Genomic DNA, 15,274 nt, shown 5'->3' on the forward strand with positions numbered 1-15,274 from the left:
CGGCGCGTTCTCCTGTTCGTCGATCGACGACAGGCATGCACGCCGCATACCACGCCGCGTCAGTAGTCGGCGCGCTCGCGGTCGATGCGCATGCCGCCGTCCTGATTGCGGTGATGCGGTTCGTCGCTCGGACGCTCGCGCGCGATGCGCATCACGTCCGGATTGGTGCGCACGCGGCGCATGACATTCGCCAGGTGCACGCGATCGCTCACCTGGATCACGAAGCGCAAGAGCTTCGCTTCCTGCGACACGTCTTCGTCCATCGCGATATGCACGATGTTCGCGTCCGCCGACGTGATATCCGCCGCGACGCGCGCGAAGACGCCCTTCGTGTTCTTGACGAGCACCTTCACGGCGACATCGAAGAGCCGTCCCGGCTGCGGCGCCCACGCGACATCGATCCAGCGGCCCGGATCGCGCCGATGAATCCGTTGCGCGACGCGGCATTCGGTCGTGTGAATCGCCATGCCGAGGCCGATGCCGATATAACCCATGATGTCGTCGCCGGGGATTGGGCGGCAGCACGGCGACAGTTGCACCGACATGCCTTCCGTGCCCGTGATGACCACCGGCGGCGCGGTATTGGTGTTGTGATGCTCGCGCGGATGTTCGTCGTCATCTGCGATGCCGTTCATCAACACTTCGATGCGCTTGGCCATCACCGCTGCCACGCGACGGCCGAGACCGATATCCGCGAAAATTTCCTGCCGCGTCTTGTTGCCGGTCCACTGCACGAGCCTTTCCCACACTTCCGGCGTGACGTCCGACAGCGCGAGCCCGTAGCCCTTGAGACTCTGATCGACGAGCCGCTCGCCCAACTGGACGGACTCGTTCAGACGCATCGTCTTCAGGTAGTGACGGATCGCCGAGCGCGCCTTGCCGGTGCGCACGAAGCCGAGCCACGCGGGATTCGGCTTCGAATACGGCGCGGTGATCACTTCGACGATATCGCCGCTCTTCAGCTCCGTGCGCAACGGCAGAAGCTCGTTGTTGATCTTCACCGCGACGCACTGATTGCCGAGGTCGCTGTGAATCGAATACGCGAAGTCGAGCGCGGTCGCGCCGCGCGGCAGCGGCATGATCTTCGACTTCGGCGTGAATACATAGACCGCGTCCGGGAACAGGTCGATCTTTACGTGTTCGAGGAATTCGCTCGAATCGCCTGCTTCACTTTGGATATCGAGCAGCGATTTGAGCCATTGATGCGCGCGCTTCTGGACGTCGTTCAGATCCGCGCCGCCGTTCTTGTAGAGCCAGTGCGCCGCGACGCCCGCCTCGGCGATTTCGTGCATCTTGCGCGTGCGGATCTGGAACTCGATCGGCGCGCCGAACGGACCGACGAGCGTGGTATGCAGGGACTGATAGCCGTTCACCTTCGGAATGGCGATGTAGTCCTTGAACTTGCCCGGCACGGGCTTGTAGAGCGCATGCAGCGCGCCGATGCACGTATAGCATTCCAGCGCGCTCTCGACGACCACGCGAAAGCCGTAGACATCGAGCACCTGCGAGAACGACAACTGCTTGTCGCGCATCTTCTTGTAGATGCTGTAGATCGTTTTCTCGCGGCCGGTGACTTCCGCGTTGATCTTGGCATCCGCGATGGTGCGCTGCACCGCTTCGAGAATCTTGCCGACCACTTCGCGCCGATTCCCGCGCGCGGCCTTCACCGCTTTTTCGAGCGTAGCGTACCGGTTCGGATTGAAGTTCGCGAAGGACAGGTCCTGCAGCTCGCGATACGTATTGTTCAGCCCGAGCCGATGCGCGATGGGCGCGTAGATATCCAGCGTCTCGCGCGCCACGCGCCGGCGCTTCTCTGGCGGCACCGCGCCGAGCGTGCGCATGTTGTGCAGCCGGTCGGCGAGCTTGACGAGAATGACGCGCACGTCGCGCGCCATCGCGAGCAGCATCTTGCGGAAGTTTTCCGCCTGCGCTTCCTCGCGATTGCGGAATTCCATCTTGTCCAGTTTGGACAAGCCATCGACCAGTTCCGCGACCTTCGCGCCGAAGCGCTCCGCGATCTCGGTCTTGGTCACGCCCTGGTCTTCGATCACGTCGTGCAGCAAGGCCGCCATGATCGATTGCGCATCGAGCTTCCAGCCCGCGCAGATTTCCGCGACCGCGACCGGATGCGTGATGTACGGCTCACCGCTCTGACGATACTGCCCGAGGTGCGCTTCGTCGCTGAAGTGGAAAGCCGCCTTGACTTCCTTGATCTCTTCCGGAGTGATGTAGCTCGCGAGCCCGTTCGTCAGTTTCGCGATGGAAACGACGTCGTGCTTGCGCGGCTGCTCCGGCGTGGCGGTCGGGCCGAACAGATGGCGGAAGGACTGTTCGAGGACCGCGTCGATGTACTTGCGCGCCGCATGCGGCTTGTCGGCATCGAGCAGGGAATCCTGATCGATTTCGAGGTCGGGGTCCACGGCGGCGGAGATGGGCAACGGTGTCTGACTCATCTTCCCCTCCGTGGTGGTGTGACGCGCTGGGTTGTCGGTTGCAAAAAAACCGGGCGGAACGGCGGCCCTTAGACGGGCACCTTCTTCAACATTTCGATGCCAACCTGGCCGGCGGCGATCTCGCGCAGCGCGACGACGGTCGGCTTGTCGCGGCTCTCGATTTTCGGCGTGTGGCCCTGCGCGAGCTGGCGCGCGCGATACGTTGCCGCAAGCGCGAGCTCGAAGCGATTCGGGATTTGTTTCAGGCAGTCTTCGACGGTGATGCGGGCCATGTTTGTTTCCTTCTCAATATGGGTTTTATTCTACCTTATGTGACCGAACGACCCGGCCACTGCAGTGCGTCATGCTTGCGGCGTCGAGTGGATGCCGAGGTCCACGAAAAGCTGCGTGTTGCGCGCGTATTGCGACGTGAAACGCAGGCGCGTCGCGGCGACGAGACAGCGCAGTTCGTTGAGCGCGCGATCGAAGTTCTCGTTGATGACGACATACTCCGCTTCCGACGCATGTGCCATCTCGCTGCCGGCCGCGAGCAGGCGTCGCACGATCACTTTGTCGGAATCCTGGCCGCGTTTCTTGAGACGGTCTTCGAGCGCATCGAGCGACGGCGGCAGAATGAAAATTTCCACCGCGTTGCGGAACTGCTTCTTCACCTGCTGCGCGCCCTGCCAGTCGATTTCGAGCAGCACGTCGTGGCCCTGCTTCATCTGGTCCGCGATCCACAGCTTCGACGTCGCGTAGTAGTTGCCATGAACCTCGGCGCTTTCGAGAAACTCGCCCTTTTCGCGCCGCTCCATGAATTCGTCGACGGACACGAAGTGATATTGCACGCCGTTGGTTTCCTTCGAACGCGCCTCGCGCGTCGTGTACGAAACCGACAACAGGATGTCCCGGTCCTCGGCGAGCAGCGCGTTCACGAGCGTGGACTTGCCCGCGCCCGATGGCGCGACGACCATGAACAGATTGCCCGGATAGATGCCCGTGTAATGACTATGCGAGCGGTGCGTGGTATTCGGCATGATGGTGCGTTACTCCAGATTCTGTACTTGCTCGCGCATCTGCTCGATGAGCAGCTTGAGCGTCATCGATGCGTCCGCGAGTTCCTTCGCCGCCGCCTTCGAGCCGAGCGTGTTCGCTTCGCGGTTCAGCTCCTGCATCATGAAGTCGAGCCGCTTGCCGACCTTGCCGCCCTTTTGCAGCACGTGGCGCGTCTCGGCGAGGTGCGCGGTGAGACGCTGCAATTCTTCCGCGATGTCGATGCGGATGCCGTACATCGTCACTTCCTGACGGATGCGTTCGGCGATTTCCTCGCGCGGCACGCTCGTCGTGACCGTCGCGCCGCCTTCGGTGGTCGCGATGCCAAGCGCGTCCTGCAGCCGCTCGACGATCTTCTGCTGATGTTTCGCGATGAGCTCCGGCACGAGCGGCGTGATGCGCGCGACGATCGCTTCCATCTCCGTCACGTTGTCGATCAGCACGCGGCCGAGCGCCGCGCCTTCACGCGCGCGCACTTCGATGAGATCGGCGATCGCCTGCTTGCCGCACGCGAGCACCGCTTCGCGCAGCGTTTCCTGCGACACCGCGCTTTCCGCGAGCACGCCGGGCCAGCGCAGGATTTCGCCGGTGCGCATGCGTTCGGCGCCGTCGAAGACATCGAGCACGGCGCGTTCGAGCGTGGCGAGTTGCGTGAGCGCCTCGCGATTGAGCGCGCCCGCGTTCGCGGTCTGCTCGACGCGATTCAGGTTGATGCGGATATCGACCTTGCCGCGCGAGAGCTTGGTCATCAGCATTTCGCGCAATTGCGGCTCGGTCGCGCGCACGTCCTCGGGCATGCGGAAATTCAGGTCGAGAAAGCGCGAATTCACCGTGCGCAATTCCACCGATACACCGACGCCCGAACCACCCGCGCCATTGGGTCCCGCGCCATCCGCGACGACTTCGCGCGTCGCGCTGGCATAGCCTGTCATGCTGTAGATCATGGTACGTCTCGCGATGTGCGCCTTCATTGCGAAGGCCGATTCAACGATACGCCCGGCGCTCTCGAAAGTGCTTTGGGATTGGCACGCGTTTGGCTGCCGGGCGAGGAATTGGCATTATCCCATTTTTGGCGCGAAGCCCGCCCGGACGGCGGGTGCGCGACCGACGCCCGGCGGTGAATGACGATAAAATCGTCGGGTTCCGCGGGTATTCCCGTCCAATTCTCTCGAACACGACCCATGACCGACTCTCCCCTGCTCAAGCCTTCTCCCCCGCGCCCGAGCGGCCGCCGCGCGAACCAGTTGCGCGACGTGCGCATCACGCGCAATTACACGAAGCACGCGGAAGGCTCGGTGCTCGTCGAATTCGGCGATACCAAGGTGATCTGCACGGCGAGCGTCGCCGAGCGCGTGCCCGAGTTTTTGCGCGGACGCGAGCAAGGCTGGCTCACCGCCGAATACGGCATGCTGCCGCGCGCCACGCATACGCGCAGCGACCGCGAAGCCGCGCGCGGCAAGCAGACGGGCCGCACCCAGGAAATCCAGCGGCTGATCGGCCGCGCGCTGCGCTCGGTGTTCGACCTGAACGCGCTCGGCGCGCGCACGCTGCATATCGATTGCGACGTGATCCAGGCCGACGGCGGCACGCGCACGGCGAGCATCACGGGCGCGTTCGTCGCCGCGCACGACGCGATCGGCAAACTGCTCGCGTCGGGCAAGATCGCGAAGACGCCGGTCAAGGAATTCGTCGCGGCGATCTCGGTCGGCATCTTCGAAGGCTCGCCCGTGCTCGACCTCGACTACGACGAAGACTCCCAATGCGACACCGACATGAACGTCGTGATGACGGGCGCGGGCGGTTTCGTCGAAGTGCAGGGCACGGCGGAGGGCGCGCCCTTCACGCGCGACGAGATGAACGAGCTGATCGCGCTCGCCGACAGCGGCATCAAGGCGCTGATCCTGAAGCAGAAGGAAGCATTGGGGATTCATGGTGTCTGACGCATTGGGTCTGGGCCGCGTGGTGCTCGCGTCGAACAACGCGGGCAAGCTGCGCGAATTCGCATCGCTGCTGGATGCGGCGGGCATCGAACTGATCGCGCAAGGCGAGCTCGGCGTGCCCGAGGCGCCGGAGCCGCACGCGACCTTCGTCGAGAATGCGCTGGCGAAGGCGCGGCATGCGTCGACGCTCACCGGACTGCCCGCGCTCGCCGACGACTCCGGCCTCTGCGTGCGCGCGCTGAACGGCGCGCCGGGGGTGTATTCGGCGCGCTATGCGTCGATGAACGGCGGCGAGAAAAGCGATGCCGCGAACAACGCGCGCCTCGTCGCCGATCTCGCCGGTACAACCGATCGCCGCGCGTACTACTTCTGCGTGCTCGTGCTCGTGCGTCACGCGGACGATCCCGAACCGCTCATCGCGGAAGGACGCTGGCATGGCGAAGTGATCGACGTTCCGCGCGGCGCGAACGGCTTCGGCTACGATCCGCACTTCTTCCTGCCGACACTCAACGCGAGCGCCGCCGAACTCGATCCGGCGCGCAAGAACGCGCTGAGCCATCGCGCGCTCGCGCTGCGTGATCTGCTGCAACGATTGAAGGAACTCGCGTGAGCGCCGGACCAAAGACCATCAACGTGGTGCAGGCTTTCACGTCGCCGGGAAGCATCCGGCTGACGTCGTTGCCGCCGCTCTCGCTGTACGTGCATTTCCCGTGGTGCGTGCGCAAATGCCCTTATTGCGACTTCAACTCGCATGAATCGAAGGACGACACGTTCCCCGAGGAACGCTATCTCGACGCCTTGCGCGCCGATCTCGAAAGCGCGTTGCCGCTCGTGTGGGGACGGCAGGTGCATACGATCTTCATCGGCGGCGGCACGCCATCGCTGTTGTCGGCCAAAGGACTGGACCGGCTTCTCTCCGATGCGCGCGCGTTGCTGCCCATCGACGCCGACGCCGAGATCACGCTCGAAGCCAATCCCGGCACATTCGAAGCCGCGAAATTCGCATCGTTTCGCGCGAGCGGCGTGAACCGTCTGTCGATCGGAATCCAGAGTTTCAACGAGGCGCACCTGAAGGCGCTCGGCCGCATCCACGACGCGACGCAGGCGCGTAAAGCCGTCGAGATCGCCGCGAAGCACTTCGACAACTTCAATCTCGATCTGATGTTCGCGCTGCCGCAGCAATCGCTCGACGAATGCCGGCACGACATCGACACGGCCATTTCCTTCGCGCCGCCGCATCTGTCGTTGTATCACCTGACGATGGAGCCGAATACGCTCTTCGCCAAATACCCGCCCGCCCTGCCCGACGACGACGCTTCCGCCGACATGCAGGACTGGATTCACGAACGCACGCGTGAAGCCGGCTACGGACGATACGAAGTGTCGGCGTATGCGAAACCGCATCGGCAGAGCCGGCACAACCTGAATTACTGGCGCTTCGGCGACTATCTCGGCATCGGCGCGGGGGCGCATACGAAGCTGTCGTTTCCGTCGAAGATCCTGCGGCAGGCGCGCTTCAAGCATCCGGCAACGTATATGGATCAGGCGCTCTCGCCCGCCGAGACCGCGATTCAGGAAGAGCGCGATGTCGGCCCGCGCGATCTGCCGTTCGAATTCATGCTGAACACGCTGCGTCTCGTCGAAGGCTTTCCGGTGCATTCGTTCGTCGAGCGCACCGGCTTGTCGCTGTCCGCGATCGAGCCCGCGCTCGTCGAAGCGGAGAAACGCGGGCTCATCACGCGCGATATCGAGCGCATTGCGCCGACCGAGCTCGGCCAGCGCTTTCTCAACGATCTGCAGGAGCTGTTCTTGAAGGATCCGCGAAATTGAGCGCGCCGACGATGGCGCGGGACTCGGTGATGCGGCATCGCCCGTTTGCGCTTTTCTGGACCGCGCGGGTGATGTCGTCGGTGGCGTTTCAGATGATGTCGGTCGCGATCGGATGGCAGGTCTATTCGATCACGCATAGCGCTTACGCGCTTGGTCTCGTCGGCCTTGCGCAATTCCTGCCGATGTTCGTGCTGACGCTCGTCGTCGGGCACGTCGCGGATCGTTACGACAGGCGCACGATCGCGTTCGTGTGTCAGTCGATCGAAGGCGTCGCCGCGCTCGTGCTGTGTCTCGGCGCGTGGCACGGCTGGCACGATGTCGCGCCGATCTACGCGATCGCCGCCATTACCGGCGCGGCGCGCGCGTTCGAATCGCCGTCGATGGCCGCGCTTCTGCCGAATCTCGTCGCACGCAATCAGTTGCAGCACGCGAGCGCGTGGTCGACTTCCGCGAACCAGACCGCGCAAATCCTCGGTCCCGCGATGGGCGGCGTGCTCTACGGGCTCGGCGCGCTGACGGTGTACGGCGCGGTGACGGTCGCGTTTCTCGTCGCGGCGTGCGCGGTGGCCGCGACAAAAATCGACGAAGCGGTGCGCATGCGCGCGCCGTTGTCCATCGAGGCGCTCTTTTCCGGCATCGGTTTCATCCGCAGCAAGCCGGTGATTCTCGGCGCGCTGTCGCTCGATCTCTTCGCGGTGCTGCTCGGCGGCGCGACCGCGCTTCTGCCGGTGTACGCGCGCGACATTCTGCACACCGGGCCGTGGGGACTCGGGATTCTGCGCGCGGCGCCCGCTGTCGGCGCGCTCGCCGGATCGATCTGGCTCGCGCATTTTCCGTTGCGGCAGCGCGCGGGCAATGCGCTGTTTGGCGGTGTGATCGCGTTCGGCATCGCGACCATCGTGTTCGGGCTGTCGCGTAATATCTCTGTGTCGCTTGTTGCGCTCGCGGTGCTGGGGGCGTCGGATGTGATCAGCGTCGTCGTGCGCATGTCGCTCGTGCAGTTGCAGACGCCCGATGAAATGCGCGGGCGCGTCGGCGCGATCAATTCGCTGTTCATCGGGACGTCGAATCAGCTCGGCGAGTTCGAATCGGGAATGACGGCGGGATTGTTCGGCGCGGTGCCGGCGGTGCTGATCGGCGGGATCGGCACGATCGTCGTCGCTGTTTTGTGGATGCGGCTTTTTCCCGCGCTCAAGGCGACGAAATCGCTCGAAGGATGAGCGTTTCTCCGCGACGATGAGTTGCGCTACAATACGCGCCTTGCTGGAGGTGTGGCCGAGCGGTTTAAGGCACCGGTCTTGAAAACCGGCGAAGGAGCGATCCTTCCGTGAGTTCGAATCTCACCGCCTCCGCCAGATCTCCTATCCGCGCTTGCCTTCAAAAAATCCCGAAACCCCAGTGTCTCCAAAGGTTTCTCGGAAGTGCTCAATCCTCGCTAATCCGGTAAAACCCGCAAAAATTCCGGTTCCTTCACGGTAGGGTCGCCGACATCCTTGAAATCCTCTCAAGATCTGCGCGGGAGAATCGACACAGATTCGCACAGCACGGCCATTTCCGCACCGCACGAAGGTTCCAGAACGAAGAGCGCGTTACGCCCTTCTACCAGGTCCCGATGAAGCCGCTCGATATTTGTGGGATCCGGTTCCGTCGCTTTGCCGTCCTCCCGGCTGTTGATCCATCGAATCCATTCTCGCAAGTCCGCAACCGAGAAGTGGTGCATTGGCGATACCAAAAGTCGGGATGCGACATTCTGATCTGCAAAATCGATCATGCGCTGCGCGACCACTCCGGCGAACATCAGCGTTTCGACTGGGCCGGACACGCGTTTGAATCGAAGAACAAGGGACTTGATGTCCGGGTCGTGCTCGACCGAAATGAGCTCGGCGTCATGGAAGCTAGGCAGTGAGGCACGATTTTCAACGCTGGTGAAACTGCATGTCTTCATAACGAAGCCCTACGGAAGAATGGAAAACGGGACGCCGGAGCCGCGCCTGTTTCTTCCCATGAGAGGATCAATGCTCCAATTGTGCGCGTGCGGTACGCCATGCCCATGATCATGGTCGAAGTCAAAATCGACAACAGGTTGACCGCCGTCTCCGTATAACCGCATTTGGCCGCTGCCCGAATTTATGTACCACGTTCCGGGTTCACCGTCATTTGGCGTTTTGGCAAGGGCGAACACTTCACCGCCTGGGATTTTCGGCTGATATTCGAACGGCTGCGCGTCATCAAGCATCGACCTTCCGCTGTCTGAATCTCCAAAGCTCTTAAGCACCGCGTCGTCGTCACGATCGTCCGCGCCACCGGACCAGGCCCCGGCGACGGCGGCGCCCGCCGCTTCAACCGCTCCAAGCCAATCGAAGCCGCCGCTAACTGTGTTACCAACGGCTCGCGCCGCCTTCAGTTTTGTCTCTTGCAACGAAGAGTCATATGGGGCGGATAGTAAAGGCTCGCCATCTCCGAGCGCGCCGGAAAGCGGTGTAGGTGCGTCGCCAGACGTGGCCAGCCAACCGTTGGCGGCGGAGTTGATTGCAGACTTCGTGGAAGGCACATACCAGGATTCGTCAATCGGACCCATGACGGGAACGATCAAATCCTCTTCCACGGCTTGTTTCAAAACGCGCTCCAGGTCGTCGCAATTCGAAATCCTTTCACCGAAACTGAGTTGATGCACCTCGACGAAATTGCAGACGAGTTCAAGTTCCGGAACCTGTGCAGGCGCCATGATTGCGTGGCAATCGTAGGCGTATGAGATCCAACATGTCTCAAACTCTGCTTTATCCCGCTCCCGCCTCTGCTGTCTTTATCCTTCGAGAGAACTCGAAGTTCGGGGATATTCTGTGCGTTGCGGATGTACTCGGATAGTTCATAAAGAATACAGCTCTGATCAAAATCGAAGACAACCTCTACGCTCTCCATGCATAACCCTTGTTGACCACGATGGATGGCCCGAAAATCCTGAGTTGCGTCCGACCTTCTTTGTGTGAGGTTTAATAAGTAGCACGAATCGATTAGCGGAGGTGAGTGCTTTTGTCCGATATGTGATGCAGTCTGAAGTCAAGCGAGGCTCTTTTTCCTTCCCGCGCAAAACAAACCTCGCACTTCAAAGAAAATCGATGTGAACACAACGGCCCGAACGCCATCTAACCGCCTCATCGATCAATAACGCGGAGAATCGCCCATGAAGCCAGGCCGCATCCTGCCCATCCTCTTCGGCTGCGTCGCCGCCGTAAGCCTGCCGGCGCATGCCCAGCCTCAGCCGAACGCGCAATGGCGCGCGACCGAAGCAACTCTCTTCGACCTGATTCAAAACGGTTATGGGATCGTTGCGGTGACGAGCGTAGCCGCACGCAGCTCCGGCCTTCCGGAAGACACCTACGTGCTTCAGAAAACCAACAGCCTCTATCGCTGCGTGGAAACGCGCGGGGCGGAGACCGGAACAGTCCGCGCCGCCGCGCCGATACGCTGCGCCGAACTCGTCAAGCCGTACACAGAGTGACGAGAGAACGAGCGCGCCTCAGTTGTCGTCGGACCTGATGGGCGGCCGAACGTGCGGGACCGGCTCCGCCTTGGCCGCGTCCGGTTTAGGCGCGGCGCGTTTCGATTCGCTCTTCGAATGCGCCGCGGCAGCCGGTTGCTGTTGCCGTGCAGGCGCGCCCGACGGTGCAGGATGGTTCTTGCGTGACATGGCTCTCTCCCGAAAACCGGGGACATCCCCTATCTACAGTAGCACCGCGTCGCCGATGCCGCTCGCGTGCTGAACGACGCAACGGCTCAGCCGACCGGCGCCTCGCCCTCTCCCGACTGCTTGCCCGGCCTGTCGTTCGGGCCTTGCTTGCGATTCTCGTCATCGCGGTCCGGCAACTTGCTTTTCTCGTTGTCGCTGTGATCGGTGCTCTTGCCGTCGTCCGGACTATTCGTTTCGCTATTCATGGCGCCCTCCTGGAGTGCTTTCGAATGAAAGCATCAGCAGCAAGTCCCGCGCCCGAGCGCGCGGTAGCGCACGTATTCGTTCCACCGCCCGCCTTCGCAGCGACTACCATTGAAGTAACGCCAGTCTCGCCATTGCCTGCGATGTCCGCGTCACGTTCCTGCTCTATCGCCGTTGCGCTTATCGGCGCGCTCGCGATGAGCGCCTGCACAATCACACCGCCACCCAGCGTCGTGGCCACGCGCGCGGCCGCGCCCGCCGTGTCCGGTCCGACGCTCGACGAATACAAGGCACACATCGCCCAGCGCATTTTCGAGCGCAATCCGTCTCTTGTGCTGAAGGGCGCGCCGCAGGCCATGCTGCGCTCTTTCGTGCTCGTGTCGTTCACGGTGGATCGCGGCGGACGGGTCGTCGACTCGTCGGTGTATCGCACCAATGGCGACGACGAAGCCGAAGCCACCGCGCTCGCCTCGCTGCGCCGCGCATCGCCTTTGCCCGCACCACCCGCGCGTCTCCTCAACGGCAAAGGTCAGCTGGAGCTTTTCGAAGGCTGGATGTTCAACGACAACGGCCAGTTCCAGTTGCAAACATCGCACTCGCCGCAGGCGACGACCATCGATTGATTGGCGTCCGACCCGCACGCTCGTTATAATTTTTTGACCCCTGCCGGGCCCGCTTCCGGCGCGGCCTTCGCCTCGCGCCCACCCGCGCGTCACGCGAAGCGCCTGAGCGCAGTCAAGCTGCGCCGCGACACCGCGCGCTACTCACGCGCGCCGTCAACCCTGGCTTTACAGCCATCGCACTGCAATCCCTACAGAAAGCTGACGCGCGTCGAGCGACGATATCGCTCGTCATTTCAATCGCTCTTGCCCGGCGATGCGCGCGACAATGCTTCGCACCAAGGCAACACGACAACGGAGACGATATGTCCTCACCCTCGCTTTCCGCCGCCAAGCCCGGCGACGGATCCCAAAGCGCTTCTCGCGTCATTTTCGCGAGCTTCATCGGCACCGCGATCGAGTTCTACGACTTCTATGTCTATGCGACTGCAGCCGCGCTCGTCATCGGACCGGTGTTCTTTCCGCACGACTCGCCCGCCGCACAGGCGCTCTCCGCATTCGTCACGTTCGGCATCGCGTTCTTTGCACGGCCCATCGGCTCGTTCATCTTCGGTCACTTCGGCGACCGGATCGGCCGCAAATCGACGCTCGTCGCGTCCCTGCTCGTGATGGGCGTCTCGACGACGCTCATCGGCTTCGTGCCCGGCTACGATTCGATCGGCAGCCTCGCGCCGATCCTTCTGTGCGTCCTGCGCTTCGGGCAGGGCATCGGGCTCGGCGGCGAATGGGGCGGCGCCGCGTTGCTCGCGACCGAATATGCGCCCAAAGACAAGCGCGGTCTCTTCGGCATGTTTCCGCAGCTCGGACCGTCGATCGGCTTCCTTGCGTCGAACGGCCTCTTCTTCGGTCTCGCACTGTCGCTCTCGGACGAGCAGTTCCGCAGCTGGGGCTGGCGCGTGCCGTTCATCGTGAGCGCCGTGCTGGTCGCGCTCGGCCTCTATGTGCGCCTGAAGATCGCGGAAACGCCGGCGTTCCGCGCGGCCGTCGAACGCGAGGAGCGCGTGAAGGTGCCCGTCGCGACGCTGCTTTCCAGCCATCTCGTGCCGACGCTGCTCGGCGCGTTCGCGATGGTCGTCTGCTACACCCTCTTCTACATCTCGACGGTGTTCTCGCTGTCCTATGGCGTCGCCAAGCTGCATTTCGCGCGCGAGACGTTTCTCGGACTGCTGTGCTTCGCCGTGCTGTTCATGGCGATCGCCACGCCGATATCCGCGATCGCGAGCGATCGCTTCGGCCGCAAGCCCGTGCTGATCGTCGGCTGCCTGCTGGCGATTCTGTCCGGCTTCGCGATGGCCCCGCTTCTCGGCAGCGGCGACACGATCCAGGTCGCGCTCTTCCTCACCATCGAACTGTTTTTGATGGGCGTGACCTTCGCACCGATGGGCGCGCTCCTGCCCGAGCTGTTCCCGACCAACGTGCGCTACACGGGCGCGGGCGTCGCGTACAACCTCGGCGGGATTCTGGGTGCATCGGTGGCGCCTTACATCGCGCAACTGCTCGCCAATCGCGGCGGGTTGACGTGGGTGGGCGGCTATGTGTCGGCGGCGGCGGCGGTGAGCCTCATCGCGGTGCTGTGCATGCGCGAGACACGCAGCATCACGCTGGAATGACTAGCGGTCGCGCTGGTTCGTCACGTGGGCAGGCACCGGCCTGCCCTTGATGACCGGGATGCGCGGCGCCGGCCGCTCGACGCCCTTCGCGCGCGCCGCTTTCGCCGCCTTGCGGTCGGCCCAGAAGCGCGCGAGCGTCAGCAGACTGACGATGGCGATGCTATCGGCGATGAGTCCCAGAATCCAGTGCGACGGATAGCGGCCGAGCCCGAGCACGCCCATCGCGCGAAGCGCCGAATCCAGCACGAGCGACACGCACGTTCCCGCGATGAAGCACACGAGCCCTTGCTGGCCGATCGTCACGATGCCGGGCAGCTTGCGCGCGAGCCTGCCGATCCATCCCGCATAAACCCCGCGCGCGACGATCCACGCGATCGCCGCGAAGCTCACGATGCGCAGTGTCGCGAGGTTCTGCTTCATGTATCCCGGCGGCGCCTGGGTTTCGAGGAAGAGCTTGTAGAACGCGAAGGTCAGCGCGATGGCGATCGCGCCCGCCGTCAGCCAGCGCGCGGCGCGGCCGGCATGAAACTCGTCGCTGATCGGCTGGACGCGCGAAAGAATGCCGGTCATGAACATCAGTTGCCAGGCGAACGGGTTGAACGACCACGCTTCGCCGTAGGTGCCCGGCAGAAAGCGCAAGAGCGGCATGGCTGCGAGCCACACGAGCAGGCTGCCGAACATCGCGATGACCGGCTTCTTCTGCGCAAGCGGAACGATCACCGGCACGGCGAGCGCGAACACCGAGTACATCGGGAGCACCGCGGAAAGATACGGCTGCTGACGCAGCAACGCGATATCGACGGTCAGGCCGAACGGTCTCGTGAGGAAGTTTGGCCATTCGGTGTACTGGACCATCGGCGTGTCGACCTTGAGCGCCATCAGAAGCGCGCCGCCGACCAGCATCAGGAACGCCGTGAACAAATAGGCGCGATAGATTTCCCAACTGCGTTTGAAAAAGCGTCGGCGCGCGGCTGAATCGCTACGGCGAGTCGCAAGCGCCGTATAAGCCGCCGCCGACGCATAACCGCCAAGAAACACGAATACTTCTGCGGAATCGCAGAAAGCATATTGATGCAGCGTAAAGCGGGACAGCACACTTCCCGTTATATGGTCCACCGCGATAATGAGCAGCACGATTCCTCGAAAGAAATCGACTTCGAGAGAACGTGTCGTCGGGGAAGTCATCTGGCGAATGCTCCACGGACTTGCGGTTTCGGCGCGCCGCCACACTGGCCTCGCGCACATACGGGGTTTGTACCTAGCCTGAAAAGAAAATTCCCTGAATCAACGAGTATTTAAATTAACACTCGATGGCAGTCGGCAAGCTGGCGGCAAAATGACTTTTTTGTCCGCTTTCCAGTAAATTTGCCGCTGCCTATACTCGAAACAAGTTCGACAAGAAACGGTTCGCGGAAACGAATGCCGCGAACCCGAGAATGGAGGCCGCCATGCGCATTCATCTGCAGAGTGCTCATCTCGTCGCAATGATCGCCATCGCGCTTTTGACGGCACTGCTGCTTGCAGTGAAATTCCGTCCTTCGACGTGGCGAGGCGTGCTTTTCGAGGCGGTCATCGCGAACGTGGGCGCGATCGTCGCGGTGCTCGCTTTCGAAGTGCTTTCCGCCTGATTCGATACGCCCGGTTTCGCACACCGGACCTACAAAAAAATTTCAGATCGATTGAACTTTCCCGCGCGCGCTTGCTCAGAGCAGGTAATGCTGTTCGTGAGGCTCGTTTTGCGGGCTGAACTGACAGCGCTCTTCTCCTCTCCGCTCCTGCTTATGGCGGGAGCGTTTCTTGGGCGCCCGGCGAAAGCCTCGCGCCTGTTCTTTTTTTCAGACCCTGCTGCACACCCCAC

The 15,274-nt window shown here is 62.6% G+C and carries 16 protein-coding genes and 1 tRNA gene; 10 read left to right on the top strand and 7 right to left on the bottom strand.

What is annotated here, in order from left to right; genetic code table 11:
- Positions 1–59: 59 nt before the first annotated feature.
- The 4 genes from IAG25_RS24900 to IAG25_RS24915 all read right to left on the bottom strand — a co-directional run bounded on the left by IAG25_RS24900 (position 60) and on the right by IAG25_RS24915 (position 4,429).
- Positions 60–2,453, bottom strand: a complete 2,394-nt coding sequence (locus IAG25_RS24900) for a RelA/SpoT family protein (protein WP_035505310.1) — start codon at positions 2,451–2,453, stop codon at positions 60–62.
- 68 nt (positions 2,454–2,521) lie between these two features.
- Complete coding sequence (gene rpoZ, locus IAG25_RS24905) at positions 2,522–2,725, bottom strand: DNA-directed RNA polymerase subunit omega (protein ID WP_006999799.1); 204 nt, start codon at positions 2,723–2,725, stop codon at positions 2,522–2,524.
- 69 nt (positions 2,726–2,794) lie between these two features.
- Complete coding sequence (gene gmk, locus IAG25_RS24910) at positions 2,795–3,469, bottom strand: guanylate kinase (RefSeq protein WP_187607228.1); 675 nt, start codon at positions 3,467–3,469, stop codon at positions 2,795–2,797.
- A 9-nt stretch (positions 3,470–3,478) separates the two neighbouring features.
- Positions 3,479–4,429: a YicC/YloC family endoribonuclease gene (locus IAG25_RS24915; RefSeq protein WP_187607229.1), complete on the bottom strand. Its 951-nt coding sequence runs from the start codon at positions 4,427–4,429 to the stop codon at positions 3,479–3,481.
- Between the two features lie 237 nt (positions 4,430–4,666).
- Between IAG25_RS24915 and rph the strand changes: the two genes are divergently transcribed.
- The 6 genes from rph to IAG25_RS24945 all read left to right on the top strand — a co-directional run bounded on the left by rph (position 4,667) and on the right by IAG25_RS24945 (position 9,161).
- Entirely contained in the window at positions 4,667–5,425 is a 759-nt protein-coding gene (gene rph / locus IAG25_RS24920) for a ribonuclease PH (RefSeq protein ID WP_187607230.1), read from the top strand.
- Positions 5,415–6,035, top strand: coding sequence for an RdgB/HAM1 family non-canonical purine NTP pyrophosphatase (gene rdgB, locus IAG25_RS24925; protein WP_187607231.1), 621 nt, complete (start codon positions 5,415–5,417; stop codon positions 6,033–6,035). The genes rph and rdgB overlap by 11 nt, the downstream gene beginning before the upstream one ends.
- Entirely contained in the window at positions 6,032–7,255 is a 1,224-nt protein-coding gene (gene hemW, locus IAG25_RS24930; protein WP_187607232.1) for a radical SAM family heme chaperone HemW, read from the top strand. The genes rdgB and hemW overlap by 4 nt, the downstream gene beginning before the upstream one ends.
- 11 nt (positions 7,256–7,266) lie before the next feature.
- Complete coding sequence (locus IAG25_RS24935; RefSeq protein ID WP_255503929.1) at positions 7,267–8,475, top strand: MFS transporter; 1,209 nt, start codon at positions 7,267–7,269, stop codon at positions 8,473–8,475.
- 45 nt (positions 8,476–8,520) lie between these two features.
- Positions 8,521–8,610, top strand: a tRNA-Ser gene (locus tag IAG25_RS24940).
- A gap of 257 nt (positions 8,611–8,867) precedes the next feature.
- A complete protein-coding gene (locus IAG25_RS24945) occupies positions 8,868–9,161 on the top strand; it encodes a hypothetical protein (RefSeq protein ID WP_187607234.1) in 294 nt (97 codons plus the stop codon).
- 48 nt (positions 9,162–9,209) lie between these two features.
- Here IAG25_RS24945 and IAG25_RS24950 read toward each other — a convergent pair whose 3' ends face one another.
- Positions 9,210–9,980 carry a hypothetical protein gene (locus tag IAG25_RS24950; protein WP_187607235.1) on the bottom strand — a complete coding sequence of 257 codons (771 nt, stop codon included), beginning with the start codon at positions 9,978–9,980 and terminating at the stop codon, positions 9,210–9,212.
- Between the two features lie 456 nt (positions 9,981–10,436).
- On the opposite strand from IAG25_RS24950, the gene IAG25_RS24955 reads away from it, so the two are divergent.
- Positions 10,437–10,754, top strand: coding sequence for a hypothetical protein (locus IAG25_RS24955; protein WP_187607236.1), 318 nt, complete (start codon positions 10,437–10,439; stop codon positions 10,752–10,754).
- Between the two features lie 275 nt (positions 10,755–11,029).
- Here IAG25_RS24955 and IAG25_RS24960 read toward each other — a convergent pair whose 3' ends face one another.
- The gene (locus IAG25_RS24960) at positions 11,030–11,188 is read right to left on the bottom strand and encodes a hypothetical protein (protein WP_187607237.1); all 159 of its coding nucleotides are present in this window, start codon (positions 11,186–11,188) and stop codon (positions 11,030–11,032) included.
- Positions 11,189–11,329: 141 nt separating this feature from the next.
- Here IAG25_RS24960 and IAG25_RS24965 point away from each other — a divergent pair, with 141 nt between their 5' ends.
- Both IAG25_RS24965 and IAG25_RS24970 read left to right on the top strand, forming a co-directional pair.
- The gene (locus IAG25_RS24965; protein ID WP_187607238.1) at positions 11,330–11,809 is read left to right on the top strand and encodes a TonB family protein; all 480 of its coding nucleotides are present in this window, start codon (positions 11,330–11,332) and stop codon (positions 11,807–11,809) included.
- Between the two features lie 302 nt (positions 11,810–12,111).
- On the top strand, positions 12,112–13,416 hold the full coding sequence (locus tag IAG25_RS24970; protein WP_187607239.1) for an MFS transporter: 1,305 nt from the start codon (positions 12,112–12,114) through the stop codon (positions 13,414–13,416).
- Here IAG25_RS24970 and IAG25_RS24975 read toward each other — a convergent pair whose 3' ends face one another.
- Positions 13,417–14,601 (bottom strand): OpgC domain-containing protein, encoded by a 1,185-nt coding sequence (locus IAG25_RS24975; protein WP_187607240.1) that lies wholly within the window; start codon positions 14,599–14,601, stop codon positions 13,417–13,419.
- Between the two features lie 263 nt (positions 14,602–14,864).
- On the opposite strand from IAG25_RS24975, the gene IAG25_RS24980 reads away from it, so the two are divergent.
- Positions 14,865–15,044, top strand: a complete 180-nt coding sequence (locus IAG25_RS24980; RefSeq protein WP_187607241.1) for a hypothetical protein — start codon at positions 14,865–14,867, stop codon at positions 15,042–15,044.
- Positions 15,045–15,274: the final 230 nt, after the last annotated feature.

This window comes from Caballeronia sp. EK, assembly GCF_014384845.1.
Classification (GTDB): domain Bacteria; phylum Pseudomonadota; class Gammaproteobacteria; order Burkholderiales; family Burkholderiaceae; genus Caballeronia; species Caballeronia jiangsuensis.

Bases quoted from the DNA above. Each gene is read 5' to 3' on its own strand.
- IAG25_RS24955 (WP_187607236.1), top strand. From the start codon at position 10,437: ATGAAGCCAGGCCGCATCCTGCCCATCCTCTTCGGCTGCGTCGCCGCC.
- IAG25_RS24915 (WP_187607229.1), bottom strand. From the start codon at position 4,429: ATGATCTACAGCATGACAGGCTATGCCAGCGCGACGCGCGAAGTCGTC.
- IAG25_RS24900 (WP_035505310.1), bottom strand. From the start codon at position 2,453: ATGAGTCAGACACCGTTGCCCATCTCCGCCGCCGTGGACCCCGACCTC.
- IAG25_RS24965 (WP_187607238.1), top strand. From the start codon at position 11,330: ATGTCCGCGTCACGTTCCTGCTCTATCGCCGTTGCGCTTATCGGCGCG.
- IAG25_RS24975 (WP_187607240.1), bottom strand. From the start codon at position 14,601: ATGACTTCCCCGACGACACGTTCTCTCGAAGTCGATTTCTTTCGAGGA.
- IAG25_RS24970 (WP_187607239.1), top strand. From the start codon at position 12,112: ATGTCCTCACCCTCGCTTTCCGCCGCCAAGCCCGGCGACGGATCCCAA.
- IAG25_RS24950 (WP_187607235.1), bottom strand. From the start codon at position 9,980: ATGGCGCCTGCACAGGTTCCGGAACTTGAACTCGTCTGCAATTTCGTC.
- gmk (WP_187607228.1), bottom strand. From the start codon at position 3,469: ATGCCGAATACCACGCACCGCTCGCATAGTCATTACACGGGCATCTAT.
- rpoZ (WP_006999799.1), bottom strand. From the start codon at position 2,725: ATGGCCCGCATCACCGTCGAAGACTGCCTGAAACAAATCCCGAATCGC.
- rph (WP_187607230.1), top strand. From the start codon at position 4,667: ATGACCGACTCTCCCCTGCTCAAGCCTTCTCCCCCGCGCCCGAGCGGC.
- IAG25_RS24960 (WP_187607237.1), bottom strand. From the start codon at position 11,188: ATGAATAGCGAAACGAATAGTCCGGACGACGGCAAGAGCACCGATCAC.
- rdgB (WP_187607231.1), top strand. From the start codon at position 5,415: ATGGTGTCTGACGCATTGGGTCTGGGCCGCGTGGTGCTCGCGTCGAAC.
- IAG25_RS24935 (WP_255503929.1), top strand. From the start codon at position 7,267: ATGGCGCGGGACTCGGTGATGCGGCATCGCCCGTTTGCGCTTTTCTGG.
- IAG25_RS24980 (WP_187607241.1), top strand. From the start codon at position 14,865: ATGCGCATTCATCTGCAGAGTGCTCATCTCGTCGCAATGATCGCCATC.
- IAG25_RS24945 (WP_187607234.1), top strand. From the start codon at position 8,868: ATGAAGCCGCTCGATATTTGTGGGATCCGGTTCCGTCGCTTTGCCGTC.